The organism is Aeromonas sp. 19NY04SH05-1, from assembly GCF_040581895.1.
GTDB classification, from domain to species: domain Bacteria; phylum Pseudomonadota; class Gammaproteobacteria; order Enterobacterales; family Aeromonadaceae; genus Aeromonas; species Aeromonas enteropelogenes.
This window is the reverse complement of record NZ_CP095328.1, coordinates 3,662,068-3,678,447: the sequence shown is the minus strand read 5'-3', so window position 1 is coordinate 3,678,447 and position 16,380 is coordinate 3,662,068. Positions and strand designations below refer to the sequence as shown.

The 16,380-nt window shown below is 57.0% G+C and carries 16 protein-coding genes and 2 tRNA genes; 16 read left to right on the top strand and 2 right to left on the bottom strand.

Annotated elements, in window-relative coordinates; all coding sequences use genetic code 11:
* Positions 1-157: 157 nt before the first annotated feature.
* The 3 genes from pomA (at position 158) to greA (ending at position 2,460) form a co-directional block, all read left to right on the top strand.
* On the top strand, positions 158-916 hold the full coding sequence (pomA, locus tag MRK42_RS16860) for a flagellar motor protein PomA (protein ID WP_225634177.1): 759 nt from the start codon (positions 158-160) through the stop codon (positions 914-916).
* Positions 917-924: 8 nt separating this feature from the next.
* Positions 925-1,827 (top strand): flagellar motor protein MotB, encoded by a 903-nt coding sequence (locus MRK42_RS16855; protein WP_026455723.1) that lies wholly within the window; start codon positions 925-927, stop codon positions 1,825-1,827.
* A gap of 156 nt (positions 1,828-1,983) precedes the next feature.
* A complete protein-coding gene (greA, locus tag MRK42_RS16850) occupies positions 1,984-2,460 on the top strand; it encodes a transcription elongation factor GreA (protein WP_042028108.1) in 477 nt (158 codons plus the stop codon).
* Between the two features lie 50 nt (positions 2,461-2,510).
* Here the strand turns inward: greA and MRK42_RS16845 are convergent, their stop codons facing one another.
* Together MRK42_RS16845 and yhbY are read right to left on the bottom strand one after the other, a co-directional pair.
* The gene (locus MRK42_RS16845; RefSeq protein ID WP_338611125.1) at positions 2,511-3,104 is read right to left on the bottom strand and encodes a PilZ domain-containing protein; all 594 of its coding nucleotides are present in this window, start codon (positions 3,102-3,104) and stop codon (positions 2,511-2,513) included.
* 106 nt (positions 3,105-3,210) lie between these two features.
* Entirely contained in the window at positions 3,211-3,507 is a 297-nt protein-coding gene (gene yhbY, locus MRK42_RS16840; protein WP_026455726.1) for a ribosome assembly RNA-binding protein YhbY, read from the bottom strand.
* 97 nt (positions 3,508-3,604) lie between these two features.
* On the opposite strand from yhbY, the gene rlmE reads away from it, so the two are divergent.
* The 13 genes from rlmE (at position 3,605) to truB (ending at position 16,278) form a co-directional block, all read left to right on the top strand.
* Positions 3,605-4,234, top strand: a complete 630-nt coding sequence (rlmE, locus tag MRK42_RS16835) for a 23S rRNA (uridine(2552)-2'-O)-methyltransferase RlmE (protein ID WP_026455727.1) — start codon at positions 3,605-3,607, stop codon at positions 4,232-4,234.
* A gap of 45 nt (positions 4,235-4,279) precedes the next feature.
* A complete protein-coding gene (gene ftsH, locus MRK42_RS16830; RefSeq protein WP_026455728.1) occupies positions 4,280-6,229 on the top strand; it encodes an ATP-dependent zinc metalloprotease FtsH in 1,950 nt (649 codons plus the stop codon).
* 60 nt (positions 6,230-6,289) lie between these two features.
* Positions 6,290-7,135 (top strand): dihydropteroate synthase, encoded by an 846-nt coding sequence (folP, locus tag MRK42_RS16825; protein WP_042073282.1) that lies wholly within the window; start codon positions 6,290-6,292, stop codon positions 7,133-7,135.
* Between the two features lie 17 nt (positions 7,136-7,152).
* Positions 7,153-8,487 (top strand): phosphoglucosamine mutase, encoded by a 1,335-nt coding sequence (gene glmM / locus MRK42_RS16820; protein WP_026455730.1) that lies wholly within the window; start codon positions 7,153-7,155, stop codon positions 8,485-8,487.
* A 131-nt stretch (positions 8,488-8,618) separates the two neighbouring features.
* Positions 8,619-9,383: a triose-phosphate isomerase gene (gene tpiA / locus MRK42_RS16815; RefSeq protein ID WP_338611124.1), complete on the top strand. Its 765-nt coding sequence runs from the start codon at positions 8,619-8,621 to the stop codon at positions 9,381-9,383.
* The gene (gene secG, locus MRK42_RS16810; RefSeq protein WP_338611123.1) at positions 9,384-9,710 is read left to right on the top strand and encodes a preprotein translocase subunit SecG; all 327 of its coding nucleotides are present in this window, start codon (positions 9,384-9,386) and stop codon (positions 9,708-9,710) included. It begins immediately after the preceding gene.
* Between the two features lie 7 nt (positions 9,711-9,717).
* A tRNA-Leu gene (locus MRK42_RS16805) sits at positions 9,718-9,802 on the top strand.
* A gap of 92 nt (positions 9,803-9,894) precedes the next feature.
* A tRNA-Met gene (locus MRK42_RS16800) sits at positions 9,895-9,971 on the top strand.
* 166 nt (positions 9,972-10,137) lie between these two features.
* On the top strand, positions 10,138-10,596 hold the full coding sequence (gene rimP, locus MRK42_RS16795) for a ribosome maturation factor RimP (protein ID WP_026455733.1): 459 nt from the start codon (positions 10,138-10,140) through the stop codon (positions 10,594-10,596).
* 14 nt (positions 10,597-10,610) lie between these two features.
* Positions 10,611-12,113, top strand: coding sequence for a transcription termination factor NusA (gene nusA / locus MRK42_RS16790; RefSeq protein WP_026455734.1), 1,503 nt, complete (start codon positions 10,611-10,613; stop codon positions 12,111-12,113).
* A gap of 20 nt (positions 12,114-12,133) precedes the next feature.
* Positions 12,134-14,836 carry a translation initiation factor IF-2 gene (infB, locus tag MRK42_RS16785; protein ID WP_042028101.1) on the top strand — a complete coding sequence of 901 codons (2,703 nt, stop codon included), beginning with the start codon at positions 12,134-12,136 and terminating at the stop codon, positions 14,834-14,836.
* 55 nt (positions 14,837-14,891) lie between these two features.
* Positions 14,892-15,326: a 30S ribosome-binding factor RbfA gene (rbfA, locus tag MRK42_RS16780; protein WP_026455736.1), complete on the top strand. Its 435-nt coding sequence runs from the start codon at positions 14,892-14,894 to the stop codon at positions 15,324-15,326.
* Position 15,327: 1 nt separating this feature from the next.
* Complete coding sequence (truB, locus tag MRK42_RS16775) at positions 15,328-16,278, top strand: tRNA pseudouridine(55) synthase TruB (protein WP_026455737.1); 951 nt, start codon at positions 15,328-15,330, stop codon at positions 16,276-16,278.
* Positions 16,279-16,380 lie beyond the last annotated feature (102 nt).

Below are 16,380 nucleotides of genomic sequence, written 5' to 3'. Positions count from 1 at the left end.
GGGGAGGCAGAAAAACACCCATGGCTCAAACTCTCCGACAATTGGTCGATAATGAGACATCATTCCGAGCGGATGTGTGCTTGCCGCCTGGGGCGCAATAGCAGAAAATTCAACAAACTATAAATAGCAACAAGCACCGGTGACAGGAGTAGGGATTGTGGATCTAGGTAGTCTGATAGGGGTAGTGCTGGGATTCGGGGTGGTCGTATACGGCATGCTGCTGGGTGGTCCGGTCAGCATGTATGTGGATGTCCCCTCTGTCATGATCACCGTCTTGGGCTCCATCTTCATCGCCATGATGAAGTTCAACCTTGGCCAGTTCCTGATGGCTTTCAAGGTGGCGGGCAAAGCCTTCATGTACAAGGGCGACAAGCTGGAAGACCTGATTGCCAAGGCGGTTGAACTGGCCGATGCCGCCCGCAAGGGGGGCTTTCTGGCTCTGGAGGCAGCCGAGATCCCCAGTCCCTTCATGAAGAAGGGGATCGACATGCTGGTGGATGGTCACGATGCCGATGTGGTGCGTTCTGTGCTGGAAAAAGACATCGATCTCACGGCGGAGCGCCACTCCAGTGCCATCAAGGTGTTTCGCACTCTGGGGGATCTCGGTCCGGCCATGGGCATGATCGGTACTCTGGTCGGTCTGGTGGCCATGCTGTCGAACATGAGCGACCCCAAATCCATCGGCCCGGCCATGGCGGTCGCCTTGCTGACCACCCTGTACGGGGCCATCGAAGCGAACATGATCGCCATTCCCATCGCTGACAAGCTGGAGCTGCGTAGCAGCGAGGAGAGCTTGAGCCGTGCACTGATCCTCGACGCCATCATGGGGATCCAGGATGGCCAGAACCCGCGGGTGATCCAGTCCATGCTGCAGAACTACCTGAACCAGTCCAAACGTAATGATGGCACCGAGTAGGGGGCATAATGTCTAAATGCAAATGTCCGCCACCAGGGCTGCCCGGCTACATGGGGACTTTCGCTGACCTGATGTCGCTGTTGATGTGTTTCTTCGTGTTGCTGCTGTCGTTTGCCGAGATGGACGTGCTCAAGTTCAAACAGATTGCCGGCTCGATGAAGAACGCATTCGGGGTGCAGAACATTCTGGAAGTGAAGGACATTCCCAAGGGGACCTCTGTCATCGCCCAGGAGTTCAGACCCGGCCGTCCCGAACCGACCCCGATCGATACCATCATGCAGCAGACCATCGACATGACCCAGACCGAGCTGGAGTTCCTGCCGGGTGAGGCGGAACAGGCGGGTGGTCAGGATAAAAGCGATGGCAAGCAGACCGGGGGAGATACGCCCCAGACGTCGCAAACGGCGCAGCAGGCCCAGCAGCAGTCCAACAACCTGGCCAAAGCACTGGCCGAGCAGCTCAAGGATCAGATCCAGGATGGCGCCATCGAAATTGAGGCTTTGGGGCAGCAGATCATCATCCGGATCCGCGAGAAGGCTTCCTTCCCTGCCGGCTCTGCATTCTTGCAACCGCAGTTCTGGCCGGTTATCCGCAAGGTCGCCGCTCTGCTGAAGGATGTTCCCGGGGAGATCACCATCTCGGGCCATACCGACAATGTGGCGACCGAGAACGAGTTGTTCAGCTCCAACTGGGATCTATCCACCCAGCGTGCGGTGGCGGTAGCCCACCAGATGATCAAGGTGCCCGGTTTCGATCAGAGTCGTTTGGTGGTGCAGGGAATGGCCGATACCCAGCCGCTGGTGCCCAATACGACGGCCGAAAACCGTCGGATGAATCGACGGGTGGAGATCTCCATCATGCAGGGCAAACCGACGATTTCCGAGCCGATATCCGTGCCGAAAGCACAGTGATCGCGGCCATAAACAAGTGTGCAAGTGGGATCTGTGTCGGGGCGCTGACATGGATTTTGTGCCGGCTTCATATTAAGATGCCCCATCCGAACCGATTGCTGCGACCGGCTGATGCTTGGTCGCAGTCTCTTTTTTCAAGCAACCCAGGTTTCGACTATGAATCATACTCCGATGACTGTTCGCGGCGCTGAAAAGCTGCGCGAAGAGCTCGAATATCTCAAGACCGAGCTTCGTCCCCAGATTATCGAAGCGATTGCCGATGCCCGTGAGCACGGCGATCTGAAGGAAAATGCCGAATACCATGCCGCCCGTGAGCAGCAGGGGTTCTGCGAAGGACGTATCCAGGAGATCGAAGGCAAGCTCTCCAATGCCCAGGTGATCGATGTCACCAAGATGACCAACAATGGTCGGGTGATTTTTGGCGCTACCGTTACCCTGCTCAAGAGCGAGACCGAGGAAGAAGTGGTCTACCGCATCGTGGGTGACGATGAGGCTGACATCAAGCAAAACCTCATCTCCGTCAATTCCCCCATTGCCAGAGCCCTGATTGGCAAGGAAGTGGATGATGTCGCCATCGTCAAGACGCCGGCTGGCGATGTGGAATACGAAATCCTGGAAGTCGCCTACATCTGACAGGATGGCAAGGTGCCGAAACAGGGGGGCGTAGGTTCCCCTGTTTGTCTTTACCCGGTTCGATAGGCTTCGGTGAAGGCATCTTGGTGGCGCAGGAAAATCCAGTTGCGTAGACGCTCCAGATCAGGTTTGGCCATCTGGAAATGCAGCGCCCAACCCTGAAGGCCGTTTTGCTGGTGAATATGCCTGATCAGCTCGGCGCAAAGGGGGAGTGGGGCCAGTTCGTGAATATAGAGGGTGCCGTTGAGAGTGGAGCCCTTGATCAGGTTTGAGGGCAAGCCTTCCACGACCAGACCGTCCAGTGACAGGCTGTGCACCTGATAGTCGGTTCCTGCCACCCTGAAACGGGCTTTCTCATCGAGACGCCAGGCTCGTTGGTGTGGGTAGCCGAGTTCCTTGATGACAGGAGCGGCAATGCGTGGCTCGATAAAGCCGTCATCCCCCTGGGTGAAGCGCAGGGGAAAGCGAAGCTGATGTCCTGCGAAGCGGGCTTCAAGTACGAGCCGATCGGCGCGTTGCAGCAGTCCAACCAGAGGCGTTGCGAGGTAACCGCTCAGAGATTGTCCGGCGGCGTTTTCCTGATCGTTTCCCAGGTCCCGCAACATGGCCAGTTCATCTTCGGTGAGAATCTGGTGATGTTCCATAGCGGCTCTCTCCACGACTATTCATCGCAGGTTAAGGGCTTGGCGACTACCTTTGCAAGCGACTCGGGAAGGAAATGAAATAAGGAAAGAGCGATGCTCTTTCCTTTTACTTGCGGGGCAGCTGGATTTTGGGTTCGTTGGCCTGACGGTAGATGGTCAGCACATGACCCATGCTCTGCACCTTGATTGCACCGGTTTCACGGACGATAGCATCCATAACCAGTTGTTTCATCTCGCGATCTTCAGAGGCAACCTTAACCTTGATCAGCTCGTGATGGTTCAGTGCCAGATCGATCTCGGCCAGTACGCCTTCGGTCAGACCATGTTGACCCAGCAGGACGACAGGCTTGAGGCTGTGGGCAAGGCCCTTGAGGTACTGTTTCTGTTTATTGTTGAGAATCATCGCAATTTCTTCATAAGTCAGGGTTGAAAGGGGCGTATTCTACCCCCACTTAGCCCTTAATACTAATAACCCTTGTGGTTTTTTAAAGTCGATTATCATGACCCAGAAAAAACGTTCCGCCAGTTCAACTCGCTGGTTAAAAGAACATTTCGACGATCAATACGTCAAAAAAGCCCAGAAGATGGGGCTGCGTTCCCGTGCCGTTTTCAAGATTGACGAGATCCAGGGCAAAGACCGTTTGCTCAGGAATGGCATGACAGTGGTGGATTTGGGGGCGGCTCCGGGTGGCTGGTCCCAGTTCGCGGTTGAACAGGTGGGTGAGTCGGGTCGTGTCATCGCCTGTGACATTTTGCCTATGGATCCCATTGCCGGTGTCGATTTCCTGCAAGGGGACTTTCGGGAGGAAACTGTGCTTGGCGCTTTGCTGGAGCGAGTGGGTCCCGACAAGGTAGATGTCGTGATGTCTGATATGGCACCTAATATGAGCGGTACCCAGCAGGTGGATCAGGCCCGGGCCATGTATCTGGTCGAGTTGGCACTGGACATGTGCAACCAGGTATTGCGCAGCGATGGCAGTTTTGTGGTGAAGGTGTTCCAAGGGGAGGGTTTCGACGCCTATCTCAATGAAATACGTCAACTTTTCACAACTGTCAAAATTCGCAAACCAGACTCATCCCGAGCCAGATCACGGGAAGTCTACATTGTGGCTACCGGTTTTAAACTGTAGTACCCTAACCTTCATCGTTAACTGTCAGTCTGCGAGGTTACTGATTTGAGTGACATGGCGAAAAACTTAATCCTGTGGCTGGTCATCGCCGTCGTGTTGATGTCGGTGTTCAATAGCTTCAGCCCCAGCGATACCACCAGTCGCCAGCTGGACTATTCCAGCTTCGTTAAAGAGGTGACCCAAGAGCAGATCCGTGAAGTTCGGATGGACGGCAAGGTCATTAACGGCGTCAAACGGACTGGTGAACGTTTCACCACCATCATTCCTGCGCCGGATCCCCAGCTGCTCAACGACATGCTCAACCATAACGTAAAAGTCATGGGCGAGAAGCCGGAAGAGCCGTCTCTGCTGACCTCCATCTTCATCTCCTGGTTCCCGATGCTGCTGCTGATCGGTGTCTGGGTCTTCTTTATGCGTCAGATGCAGGGCGGCGGTGGCAAAGGTGCCATGTCGTTTGGCAAGAGCAAGGCTCGCCTTATGAGTGAAGATCAGATCAAGACCACCTTCGCCGACGTCGCCGGTTGCGATGAAGCCAAGGAAGAGGTCAAGGAGCTGGTCGACTACCTGCGCGACCCGAGCAAATTCCAGAAACTGGGTGGCAAGATCCCGACTGGCGTACTGCTGGTAGGTCCTCCCGGTACCGGTAAGACTTTGCTGGCCAAGGCCATTGCCGGTGAAGCCAAGGTGCCGTTCTTTACCATTTCCGGTTCCGATTTCGTCGAGATGTTCGTGGGTGTGGGCGCCTCCCGGGTACGTGACATGTTCGAGCAGGCCAAGAAATCCTCTCCCTGCATCATCTTTATCGATGAGATCGATGCTGTCGGCCGCCAGCGTGGCGCCGGTCTGGGTGGTGGTCACGACGAACGTGAGCAGACCCTGAACCAAATGCTGGTCGAAATGGATGGTTTCGAAGGTAATGAAGGCATTATCGTCATCGCCGCCACCAACCGTCCTGATGTGCTGGATCCGGCCTTGTTGCGTCCTGGTCGTTTCGATCGCCAGGTGGTGGTCGGTCTGCCGGATGTCCGTGGTCGTGAACAGATCCTGAAAGTACACATGCGCAAGGTGCCGTTGGCCGATGACGTCAACGCAGCCCTGATTGCCCGTGGTACACCCGGTTTCTCCGGTGCCGATTTGGCCAACCTGGTCAACGAAGCGGCCCTGTTCTCCGCTCGTGAGAGCCGCCGCGTGGTCTCCATGGCCGAGTTCGAGAAGGCGAAGGACAAGATCATGATGGGGGCGGAACGTCGCTCCATGGTGATGAAAGAGTCCGAGAAGGAGATGACCGCCTATCACGAAGCGGGTCACGCCATCATCGGGCGTCTGGTCCCGGATCATGACCCTGTATACAAGGTCTCTATTATTCCCCGTGGTCGTGCGCTGGGTGTGACCATGTATCTGCCGGAGCAGGATCGCTGGAGCCACTCCAAGCAGCATCTGGAGTCCATGATCTCCAGTTTGTACGGTGGTCGTCTGGCAGAAGAACTGATTTACGGTGCCGAGAAGGTATCGACTGGTGCCTCCAACGACATCGAGCGAGCCACAGACATCGCCCGCAAGATGGTGACCCAGTGGGGTATGTCCGAGCGTCTCGGTCCCATGCTCTATGCGGAAGAGGATGGTGAAGTATTCCTCGGTCGCAGCATGGCCAAGGCCAAGCATATGTCCGACGATACGGCCCGTATCATCGATGCCGAAGTAAAGCAGGTGATCGATCGCAACTACGACCGTGCCAAGCAGATCCTGCTGGACAACATGGACGTGTTGCACAGCATGAAAGATGCGCTGATGAAGTACGAAACTATCGACGCCAAGCAGATCGACGATCTGATGGCCCGTCGCGAAGTCCGTGCCCCCAGCAACTGGCATGATGAGCACGGTGATACACCGCAGGGTGGTTCGACTGTTGCTGCTGAGCCCAAACCGGCTGCAGCCGCGACGGAACCGGTGGCGGATGTCGATATCGACAAGGCCAACGATCTCCCGGCTAAATAATCGTAACTTTCCAAACCCCGGGCTTGCCCGGGGTTTTTCTTTATCCAGACGGAAATGAAGATGCAGTTAATCAGCAAGGGGCTCAGCCTCTCCCTCGATCGTCCTCATGTCATGGGGATCCTCAATGTGACGCCGGACTCCTTCTCCGATGGTGGCAATTTCACCCAGCTTGAGCGCGCGATGACCCACGCTCGCCAGATGGTGGCCGACGGCGCGACCCTGATCGATATCGGTGGTGAATCGACCCGGCCAGGTGCCCCTGATGTAAGCGAACAGGAAGAGCTGGATAGGGTTATCCCCATCGTCGAGCGATTGGTGCGCGAGCTGGACGTGATGATCTCCCTCGACACATCCAAGGCGGCGGTCATGCGGGAGGGCTGCGCGGCGGGGGCCCATCTTATCAACGACGTACGAGCCCTGCTCGAACCAGGGGCACTGGCTGCGGCCGCCGCTGCTGACGTCCCTGTGTGTCTGATGCACATGCAGGGGCAACCGAGAACCATGCAGGCCGAGCCCCATTACGACGATCTGTTAGGGGATGTGAGGGCCTTCTTTGACGAGCGGATCGCCGCCTGTTTGACGGCTGGCATCGCTCGTGAACAGCTGCTGCTGGACCCTGGCTACGGTTTTGGCAAGACCCTTGCGCACAACTATCAGCTGCTGGCACAGCAGGAGTCATTGCTCGATTACCAGCTGCCGCTCTTGGTCGGGATGTCGCGAAAGTCTATGATAGGCAACCTGCTCGGTCGCCCGGTTGATGAACGGCTGGCCGGCAGCCTGGCCTGTGCCCTTATCGGGATGCAGCGTGGTGCCCGGATCATCCGGGTGCACGACGTGCGAGCGACCATGGATGCTCTGCGCACCGGCTGGATGGTCATGACGGGACAAGATTTCATATCCAAATAAAAAAACGAGAACAGACAATGGCAAGAAAGTATTTCGGTACCGATGGGGTACGCGGCAAGGTGGGTGAGTACCCGATCACTCCGGATTTCGTAATGAAGCTGGGTTGGGCTGCGGGCAAGGTGCTCTCCAAGAAGGGTACCCGCAAGGTGCTGATCGGCAAGGATACCCGCATCTCAGGCTACATGCTGGAGTCGGCCCTGGAGGCAGGCCTCTCTGCCGCAGGCCTCAAGGCCATTCTGATGGGCCCCATGCCCACGCCGGCTGTGGCCTATTTGACCCGTACCTTCCGTGCTGAAGCCGGTATCGTCATCAGTGCCTCACACAATCCCTTCTATGACAATGGCATCAAGTTCTTCTCTGCCGATGGCACCAAGTTGCCCGACGAGGTCGAGATGGCCATCGAGGCCGAGTTGGATCATGAGCTCAAGTGCGTTGACTCTGCCGAGCTGGGCAAGGCTGTTCGCATCGATGATGCCGCTGGCCGTTATATCGAGTTTTGCAAGAGCACCTTCCCCTCTCATATGAACCTGGAAGGGCTGAAAATGGTGGTTGATTGCGGCCACGGTGCCACCTACCACATCGCCCCTTCCGTGTTCCGTGAACTGGGAGCAGAAGTGATCACCATGGGGTGTGCGCCGGATGGTCTCAATATTAACGACGGTGTCGGTTCTACCGCCCCTGAGGCGCTGGTCGCCAAGGTGCTGGAGTGCAAGGCCGATCTCGGGGTGGCATTTGATGGGGATGGCGACCGTCTGATCATGGTTGACCATACCGGCTATCTCATCGACGGTGATGAAATTCTCTATATCATCGCGCGTGATGCACTGCGCAACGGTCGACTCAAGGGCGGAGTTGTTGGAACCCTGATGGCCAACATGGGGCTGGAGCTGGCGTTGCAGACGCTTGGCATCCCGTTTGCCCGTGCCAAGGTGGGTGACCGTTACGTTCTCGAGATGATGGAAGAGAAGGGGTGGCGGATCGGTGGCGAAAATTCCGGTCACATCATCTGCCTGGACCAGACCACCACCGGGGATGGCATTGTTGCCGCCCTGCAGGTACTCACCGCCATGCGCAGCGCCGAGATGCCGCTGGCCAAGTTGCGCTCAGGGATGAACAAGTTCCCGCAGGTGCTGGTGAATGTTCGCTTTGCCGAGGGCAAGGATCCGCTCTCTGCCGATGCGGTCAAGCAGGAGGTGGCAAAGGTGGAGCAGGAGCTGGCCGGTCGTGGCCGCGTGCTGCTGCGCAAATCCGGCACCGAGCCCTTGATCCGGGTGATGGTGGAAGGTGAGCATGAACAGCAGGTTCATGACATGGCACAGCGTATTGCCAAGCAGGTTGAATCGGCGCTTTAATGAGCATTCAGGGCGACTTTTTAGTCGCCCTGGTTGTATCTTGTTCAATCGATTCAAAAAATTGAAAATAGCACTTGTCAGCTGACAATCCTCTGGATATTATCAGCCCCGCTTTCGCAAGGGAGTTGCCGATGGGACATCGCAAGCCGTTTGTAGCAGCCAACTGGAAGTTACACGGTAGTAGGTTGCAGTTAAAGCAGCTTACAAGTAAATGCCTGAAGGGTGTTGGTGATGGTGTGGATGTTGTTTTATGTCCGTCCCATGTGCATCTCGACTTTGCCGCATCACTGCTCGGTGAGCAGGTGGCGATAAAGTTGGGGGCTCAGAATGTGAGTCAGCACACAGCAGGCGCTTACACGGGAGAAGTTTCGTGTGAGATGCTGGTTGAGGCAGGATGTCGCTACGTACTGGTAGGGCACTCCGAGCGCAGGCGTCTCTTTGGAGAAACCAGTTTTATCGTCGCAGAGAAATTTGCGGCTGCCAGAGCGGCAGGGCTTGTTCCAATCCTCTGTTTGGGTGAGTCGGGTGCAGCAAGGCAGGCGAGAAGAACCTTTGAGGTCATCGCAGAAGAGCTGGATATCGTCATAGAGAAAAATGGCGCGATGGCTTTCGATAATGCTATCATCGCCTACGAGCCGATTTGGGCTGTAGGTACAGGTAAATGCGCCACACCCGAGCAGGCACAAGAGGTTCATTCCTTTATACGTGGTCGCTTGGCGGAGGATACTCCGGTAATAGGTGAGAAAGTTAGAATCATCTATGGTGGGAGCGTGACGCCAGCCAATGCGAGAGATTTGTTTGCCCAGCACGATGTAGACGGTGGTCTTATTGGTGGTGCAAGTCTCGATAGCGATGCGTTTTTAGGAATTGTTGAAGCGGCAAAGGGTGCAAGTTAAATGTACGAGATTCTTTTGGTCGTTTATCTGCTGGTGTCACTGGCTCTGATTGGTCTGGTGATGATTCAGCAAGGTAAAGGGGCTGACATGGGCGCCTCCTTCGGCGCAGGGGCATCAAACACAGTGTTTGGCTCCAGTGGTTCAGGCAACTTCTTGACCCGAACAACAGCGATTTTGGCTACTCTGTTCTTCGTAATTAGCCTGGTGCTTGGATCCATGTCCACTCACAAGGTAAAACAGGGTAGCGAATGGGAAAATCTGCAACAGACCCAACAGGTTGAGCAGAACAAAGCGCCAGCGAAGAAAGATACTGACGTTCCCGAGTAAGAGTTTTGCCGTGGTGGTGGAATTGGTAGACACGCTATCTTGAGGGGGTAGTGCTCTAGGGTGTGCGGGTTCGAGTCCCGCCCACGGCACCAATTAAGCAGTAAGCCCGGGTAACCGGGTGTGTTATAGCCAGTCAGTCTTGTTTCATAGGAGTGATATGGCTATAATCTCGCACGATTTCGGACGCGGGGTGGAGCAGCATGGTAGCTCGTCGGGCTCATAACCCGAAGGTCGTCGGTTCAAATCCGGCCCCCGCAACCAAATTTCACGCATTTCCTACGCTCAGGAAGGCGGTCGCTGCGAGGCGACAATCAGGGTAAAGCGCCAAGCCCCGATTTGATATCGGGGCTTTTTGTTATGTGCAATTTACTCTGAATGGATCTCTATCTGGGCTTTATGCCCTTTTTTTGTTTTTCGGAGGGTGACTTTGGCTACGTTGGAACAACGTTTGACCGATATGCTCGAGGCGCCGGTCGTTGCCTTGGGCTTTGAACTTTGGGGTATCGAGTTTATCCGTGCGGGTAAACACTCCACCCTGCGCGTCTACATTGATGGCGAGCAGGGCGTGACCGTCGAGAACTGTGCTGAGGTCAGCCATCAGGTTGGCGCCATCATGGATGTCGAAGATCCCATCACCGAGGAGTATTACCTCGAGGTATCTTCCCCGGGTCTGGATCGCCCGCTGTTCAAGGTTGCCCAGTTCGAAAAATACGTTGGCCAAGAGGCGGCGGTAACGCTTCGGATGGCAACAAACAACCGCCGCAAGTTCAAAGGCGTAATCAAAGCCGTACAGGGCGACATGATCACCCTGACGGTAGATGGTAAGGACGAAGTGTTGGCTTTCACCAATATCCAAAAAGCGAACATAGTGCCGAACTTTGGTTAACGAGGCTATCGGATATGAATAAAGAGATTTTGCTGGTCGTTGACGCAGTATCCAACGAGAAAGCGGTACCCCGCGAAAAGATCTTCCAGGCGTTGGAAACTGCCTTGGCGACTGCGACCAAGAAAAAATATGAAGGCGAGATTGAGGTTCGTGTCGAGATCGATCGCAAGACCGGCGATTACGATACCTTCCGCCGCTGGGTAGTCATCGCGGATCAGGCCGCCATGGAAAACCCCTACGCTGAAATCACTCTGGAAGCGGCGCAGATCGAACAGCCGGACATCCAGATCGGTGAATATGTTGAAGATCAGATCGACTCCGTGACCTTCGACCGCATCACCACCCAGACTGCCAAGCAGGTCATCGTGCAGAAAGTGCGCGAAGCCGAGCGTTCACAAGTCGTTGACCAGTTCAAGGACAAAGAAGGCACCATCATCAGCGGCGTGGTCAAGAAGAGCAACCGCGACAACGTGATCCTGGATCTGGGCAGCAATGCAGAAGCCGTGATCTTCCGCGACGACATGCTGCCGCGCGAAACTTTCCGTCCTGGTGACCGCGTCCGTGGTCTGCTCTACGCAGTGCGTCCGGAAGCCCGTGGCTCCCAGCTGTTTGTCAGCCGCTCCAGCCCGGACTTCCTGAAAGAGCTGTTCCGCATCGAAGTGCCGGAGATCGGTGAAGAGATGATCGAAATCATGGGCGCCGCCCGTGATCCGGGTTCCCGCGCCAAGATCGCGGTGAAGACCAACGATCGTCGCATCGACCCGATCGGTGCCTGCATCGGCATGCGCGGTGCCCGCGTTCAGGCCGTCTCCGCCGAGCTGAGCGGTGAGCGTGCCGACATCGTGCTGTATGATGACAACCCGGCCCAGTACGTGATCAATGCCATGGCGCCCGCCGATGTGGCCTCCATCATCGTCGATGAAGACAACCACACCATGGATATCGCAGTGGAAGCGGCCAACCTGGCCCAGGCCATCGGCCGTAACGGTCAGAACGTGCGTCTGGCATCCCAGCTGACCGGTTGGGAGCTGAATGTGATGACCGTTGAAGACATGCGTGCCAAGCACCAGGCCGAGAACGACCGCATCATGAACCTGTTCACCAGTACTCTGGACATCGATGACGATTTCGCCAGCCTGCTGATGGAAGAGGGCTTCTCCACTCTGGAAGAGATCGCCTTCGTACCGGTCAACGAGCTGCTGGCCATCGACGGTCTGGATGAAGACATGGTCGAAGAGCTGCGCAAGCGCGCCAAGGATGCCCTGACTACCAAGGCCCTGGCCAAAGAAGAATCTTTCGATGGCGTCGAGCCGTCAGAAGAGCTGCTCAATCTGAACGGTCTGAGCCGTGAAATGGCTTACGCACTGGCGGGCCGTGGCATCGGTACCCTGGAAGATTTGGCAGAGCAAGGCATTGATGACCTTGCCGATATCGAAGGGCTGACTGCCGAGAAGGCCGGTGAGCTCATTATGGCTGCTCGCAACATCTGTTGGTTCGGGGAAGAGCAGTCCGAGTAAGATCAAACGGAGGAAAATGAATGGCAGAAGTATCAGTCAAACAACTTGCCACTGACATCGACACACCGGTTGATCGTCTTCTCCAGCAGTTTGTCGATGCCGGTATCAGCAAGAGCAAGGCCGACGACATGGTTAGCGAGTCTGAGAAGCAGACCCTGCTGGCACACCTGAAGAAACAGCATGGAGGTGACGAGGTCACTGCTCCTGCCCGCATGACCTTGCAGCGCAAGACCAAGAGCACCATCAGTGTTCAGGGGACTGGCGGCAAGAACAAGGAAGTGCAGGTAGAAGTACGCAAGTCTCGCACCTATGTAAGACGCTCGGCGCTGGAAGATGAACAGCGTCAGGCGGAAGCCGAGGAAAAAGCGCGTTTGGAAGCAGAAGAAAAAGCTCGTCGCGAAGCCGAAGAGAAGGCTCGTCTCGACGCTGAAGAGAAGGCTCGCCGTGAGGCTGAGCAGGCTCGTCGTGAAGCTGAGGAAAAGGCGCGGATCGAGGCACAACAAAAGGCTCGACAGGCTCAACAGCCCGCCAAAGCAGCCAGTAGCACAGCTCAGCAAGAGGCAGAAAAGATGGCCAAGCGCGAAGCAGAAGAACTGAAGCGCCAACAGGAACAAACAGCTTTGCAAAAAGCTGAAGAACTCGCCGCGAAGAAAGCCGAAGAGGCTCGTCTCATGGCAGAACAGAATGCAGCCCGCTGGGCTGAAGAAGACGCCGCCCGCGCCAAAGAGAGCAGCGATTATCACGTGACCACCTCCAAGCATGCCCAGGCTGCTGAAGATGAGCTGGATCGCAAGGAAGAGACCAGCCGCCGTACCGCCGCTGCCGCCAAGGGGCCGAAGAAGGCCGGTCGCCGCGACGACGATCGCAATGACCGCAACTCCCGCGATCCGCGCGCCCGTAAAGGCAAGCGTGGCAAGGTTGCTACCCCGAATGCCATGAAGCACGGCTTCAACAAGCCGGCTGCCGCGGTTAACCGCGACGTGGTGATTGGCGAGACCATCACTGTGGCCGAGCTGGCCAACAAGATGGCGGTCAAGGGTGTCGAAGTCATCAAGGTGATGATGAAGATGGGCGCCATGGCTACCATCAACCAGGTTATCGACCAGGAGACCGCTCAGCTGGTCGCCGAGGAGATGGGCCACAAGGTGGTGCTGCGCCGCGAGAACGAGCTGGAAGAGGCAGTTCTGTCCGATCGTGACGAGACCTCCGAAGCCAAGCCGCGCGCGCCGGTCGTGACCATCATGGGTCACGTTGACCACGGCAAGACCTCGCTGCTGGACTACATCCGTAAGGCCAAGGTTGCCGCAGGCGAAGCCGGTGGTATTACCCAGCACATCGGTGCTTACCACGTTAAGACCGAAAGCGGCATGATCACCTTCCTGGATACTCCGGGTCACGCAGCGTTTACCTCCATGCGTGCTCGTGGTGCCAAGGCGACTGACATCGTGGTGCTGGTTGTTGCTGCCGATGACGGCGTGATGCCGCAGACCATCGAAGCTATCCAGCACGCCAAGGCGGCCGGTGTGCCGCTGGTTGTTGCGGTCAACAAGATTGACAAGCCGGAAGCAGATCCGGATCGCGTCAAGACCGAGCTGGCCCGTTACGACGTCATGTCCGAAGACTGGGGTGGCGATTGCCAGTTCGTGCACGTCTCCGCCAAGTCCGGCGAAGGCATCGACGATCTGCTGGAAGCCATCCTGATCCAGGCCGAAGTACTGGAGCTGAAAGCCGTGGTTGACGGTATGGCCAACGGTGTGGTCATCGAATCCTTCCTCGACAAGGGTCGTGGTCCTGTTGCTACCGTACTGGTACAAGAAGGTACCCTGCGCCAGGGTGACATCGTACTGTGCGGTCTCGAATACGGTCGTGTGCGCGCCATGCGTGACGAACTGGGTCGCGAGATCAAAGAGGCCGGTCCGTCCCTGCCAGTGGAAATCCTCGGTCTGTCCGGTGTTCCCTCTGCCGGTGATGAAGCGACCGTGGTGCGTGACGAGAAGAAGGCCCGTGAAGTGGCTCTCTACCGTCAGGGCAAGTTCCGCGAAGTCAAGCTGGCTCGCCAGCAGAAGGCCAAGCTGGAGAACATGTTCGCCAACATGACCGAGGGCGAAGTGTCCGAAGTGAACGTGGTGATCAAGGCCGACGTACAGGGTTCCGTGGAAGCGATCTGCGATGCCCTGGTCAAGCTCTCCACCGACGAAGTGAAGGTGAAGATCGTGGGTTCCGGTGTGGGTGGTATCACCGAGACCGATGCGACCCTGGCTGCCGCTTCCAGCGCCATCCTGGTGGGCTTCAACGTCCGTGCCGACGCCTCTGCGCGCAAGGTCATCGAGGCCGAGAGCCTGGATCTGCGCTACTACTCCGTCATCTATGACCTGATCGACGAAGTGAAGCAGGCCATGAGCGGCATGCTGGCGCCGGAGTACAAGCAGGAGATCATCGGTCTGGCCGAAGTGCGCAGCGTCTTCCGCTCACCGAAGTTTGGTGCCGTTGCCGGCTGTATGGTCACCGAAGGTGTGGTCAAGCGCTCCAACCGTATCCGTGTTCTGCGTGACAACGTGGTTATCTATGAAGGCGAGCTGGAATCCCTGCGTCGCTTCAAGGATGACGTCAACGAGGTTCGCAACGGTTACGAGTGTGGTATCGCGGTCAAGAACTACAACGACGTACGCGAAGGCGACCAGATCGAAGTTTACGAGACCGTTGAAATTCAGCGTACTCTGTAAGCCGAAAGTCAGACAAAATAGGGGGCCGCGGCCCCCTTTTATCGCAGGATAGATTATGGCCAGAGAATTCAGCCGGACCCGTCGGGTCGGGCAGCAGATCCAGCGTGAAATCGCGCTGATCCTGCAGCGTGAGGTGAAAGACCCGCGCATCGGCATGGTGACCGTTTCCGACGTGGAAGTGTCCCGTGACCTCAACTACGCCAAGGTTTATGTCACCTTCTTGCAGCTGGAGAATGACGCCGAGCGCATCAAGGAAGGGCTCAAGGCGCTGACTGAAGCGGCCGGTTACATCCGCAGCCTGCTGGGCAGCGCCATGCGCCTGCGCGTGGTGCCCGAGCTGCGTTTCTTCTACGACCAGACCCTGGTCGAGGGGATGCGTCTCTCCAACCTGGTGACCAATACCATCCGTGAAGACAAGCGTCGCATGGCCGAGTCAGGTCGTGAGGATGACGTGGCCACTCCGGATGACACGACTGAGGATAAAGCCTGAGATGACCCGAAGACGTCGTTTCAAGGGCCGTGATGTGCACGGCATTCTGTTGCTGGACAAGCCGACCGGCCTGACCTCCAACGATGTGTTGCAGAAGGTAAAGCGGATCTACAACGCCGCCAAGGCCGGCCACACCGGCGCCCTGGATCCCCTGGCGACCGGCATGCTGCCGATCTGCCTCGGCGAGGCCACCAAGTTCTCCCAGTATCTGCTGGATGCGGACAAGCGCTACGAGGTGACCGCCAAGCTGGGCGAGCGCACCAACACCAGCGACTCCGATGGCGAGGTGGTTGCCACCCGTCCGGTGAATGTGGCCGTGGGTACCCTGATTGAGGCACTGGACCAGTTCCGCGGCCCCATCATGCAGGTGCCGTCCATGTACTCCGCCCTCAAGCATAATGGCCGTCCGCTCTACGAGTATGCCCGCGAGGGGATCGAAATTGAGCGGGAAGCCCGCCCCATCACGATTTTCGAGCTCAAGCTCATCAGCTTCGAAGGGGACGAGGTCAAGCTGGAAGTGCACTGCAGCAAAGGCACCTACATCCGCTCTCTGGTCGATGATCTGGGGGAAGTGCTGGGTTGTGGCGCTCATGTCACCCAGCTGCGCCGCACCCAGGTGGCCAGCTATCCGTACGATCGGATGCTGACCCTGGAGCAGCTTGAGTGCATCTTCGAGCAGGCCAAGGCCGAAAGCATTCCGCCGCGCGAGCAGCTGGATCCCCTGTTGCTGCCGATGGACACCGCCGTGGCGTCTCTGCCCGAGGTGAACATGTTGGCCGTAGTGGCGGCCTATGTGAACCAGGGCCAGGCAGTTCAGGTGCCAGGTGCCCCAACCAGCGGTCAGGTTCGCATGACGGTCGGCCCCGAGCGCGAGTTCATCGGTGTCGGCGAAATTGATGATGATGGCCGGGTTGCCCCCAAGCGCCTGGTCCGTTATCACGACGAGGAGTGATCCTCAGGCGGTATCCGTGCTCTTGCCCGTTGCGCGTCTTTATCATTGCGAAAAGGGGCGGGGGCGATTATGATACCGCCCTCATTTCACGGCTGAATTAGA

Excerpts from the sequence above, each read along its gene's own strand:
- MRK42_RS16855 (WP_026455723.1), top strand. The coding sequence starts at position 925 with ATGTCTAAATGCAAATGTCCGCCACCAGGGCTGCCCGGCTACATGGGG.
- greA (WP_042028108.1), top strand. The coding sequence starts at position 1,984 with ATGAATCATACTCCGATGACTGTTCGCGGCGCTGAAAAGCTGCGCGAA.
- MRK42_RS16845 (WP_338611125.1), bottom strand. The coding sequence starts at position 3,104 with ATGGAACATCACCAGATTCTCACCGAAGATGAACTGGCCATGTTGCGG.
- yhbY (WP_026455726.1), bottom strand. The coding sequence starts at position 3,507 with ATGATTCTCAACAATAAACAGAAACAGTACCTCAAGGGCCTTGCCCAC.
- rlmE (WP_026455727.1), top strand. The coding sequence starts at position 3,605 with ATGACCCAGAAAAAACGTTCCGCCAGTTCAACTCGCTGGTTAAAAGAA.
- folP (WP_042073282.1), top strand. The coding sequence starts at position 6,290 with ATGCAGTTAATCAGCAAGGGGCTCAGCCTCTCCCTCGATCGTCCTCAT.
- glmM (WP_026455730.1), top strand. The coding sequence starts at position 7,153 with ATGGCAAGAAAGTATTTCGGTACCGATGGGGTACGCGGCAAGGTGGGT.
- tpiA (WP_338611124.1), top strand. The coding sequence starts at position 8,619 with ATGGGACATCGCAAGCCGTTTGTAGCAGCCAACTGGAAGTTACACGGT.
- secG (WP_338611123.1), top strand. The coding sequence starts at position 9,384 with ATGTACGAGATTCTTTTGGTCGTTTATCTGCTGGTGTCACTGGCTCTG.
- nusA (WP_026455734.1), top strand. The coding sequence starts at position 10,611 with ATGAATAAAGAGATTTTGCTGGTCGTTGACGCAGTATCCAACGAGAAA.
- infB (WP_042028101.1), top strand. The coding sequence starts at position 12,134 with ATGGCAGAAGTATCAGTCAAACAACTTGCCACTGACATCGACACACCG.
- rbfA (WP_026455736.1), top strand. The coding sequence starts at position 14,892 with ATGGCCAGAGAATTCAGCCGGACCCGTCGGGTCGGGCAGCAGATCCAG.
- truB (WP_026455737.1), top strand. The coding sequence starts at position 15,328 with ATGACCCGAAGACGTCGTTTCAAGGGCCGTGATGTGCACGGCATTCTG.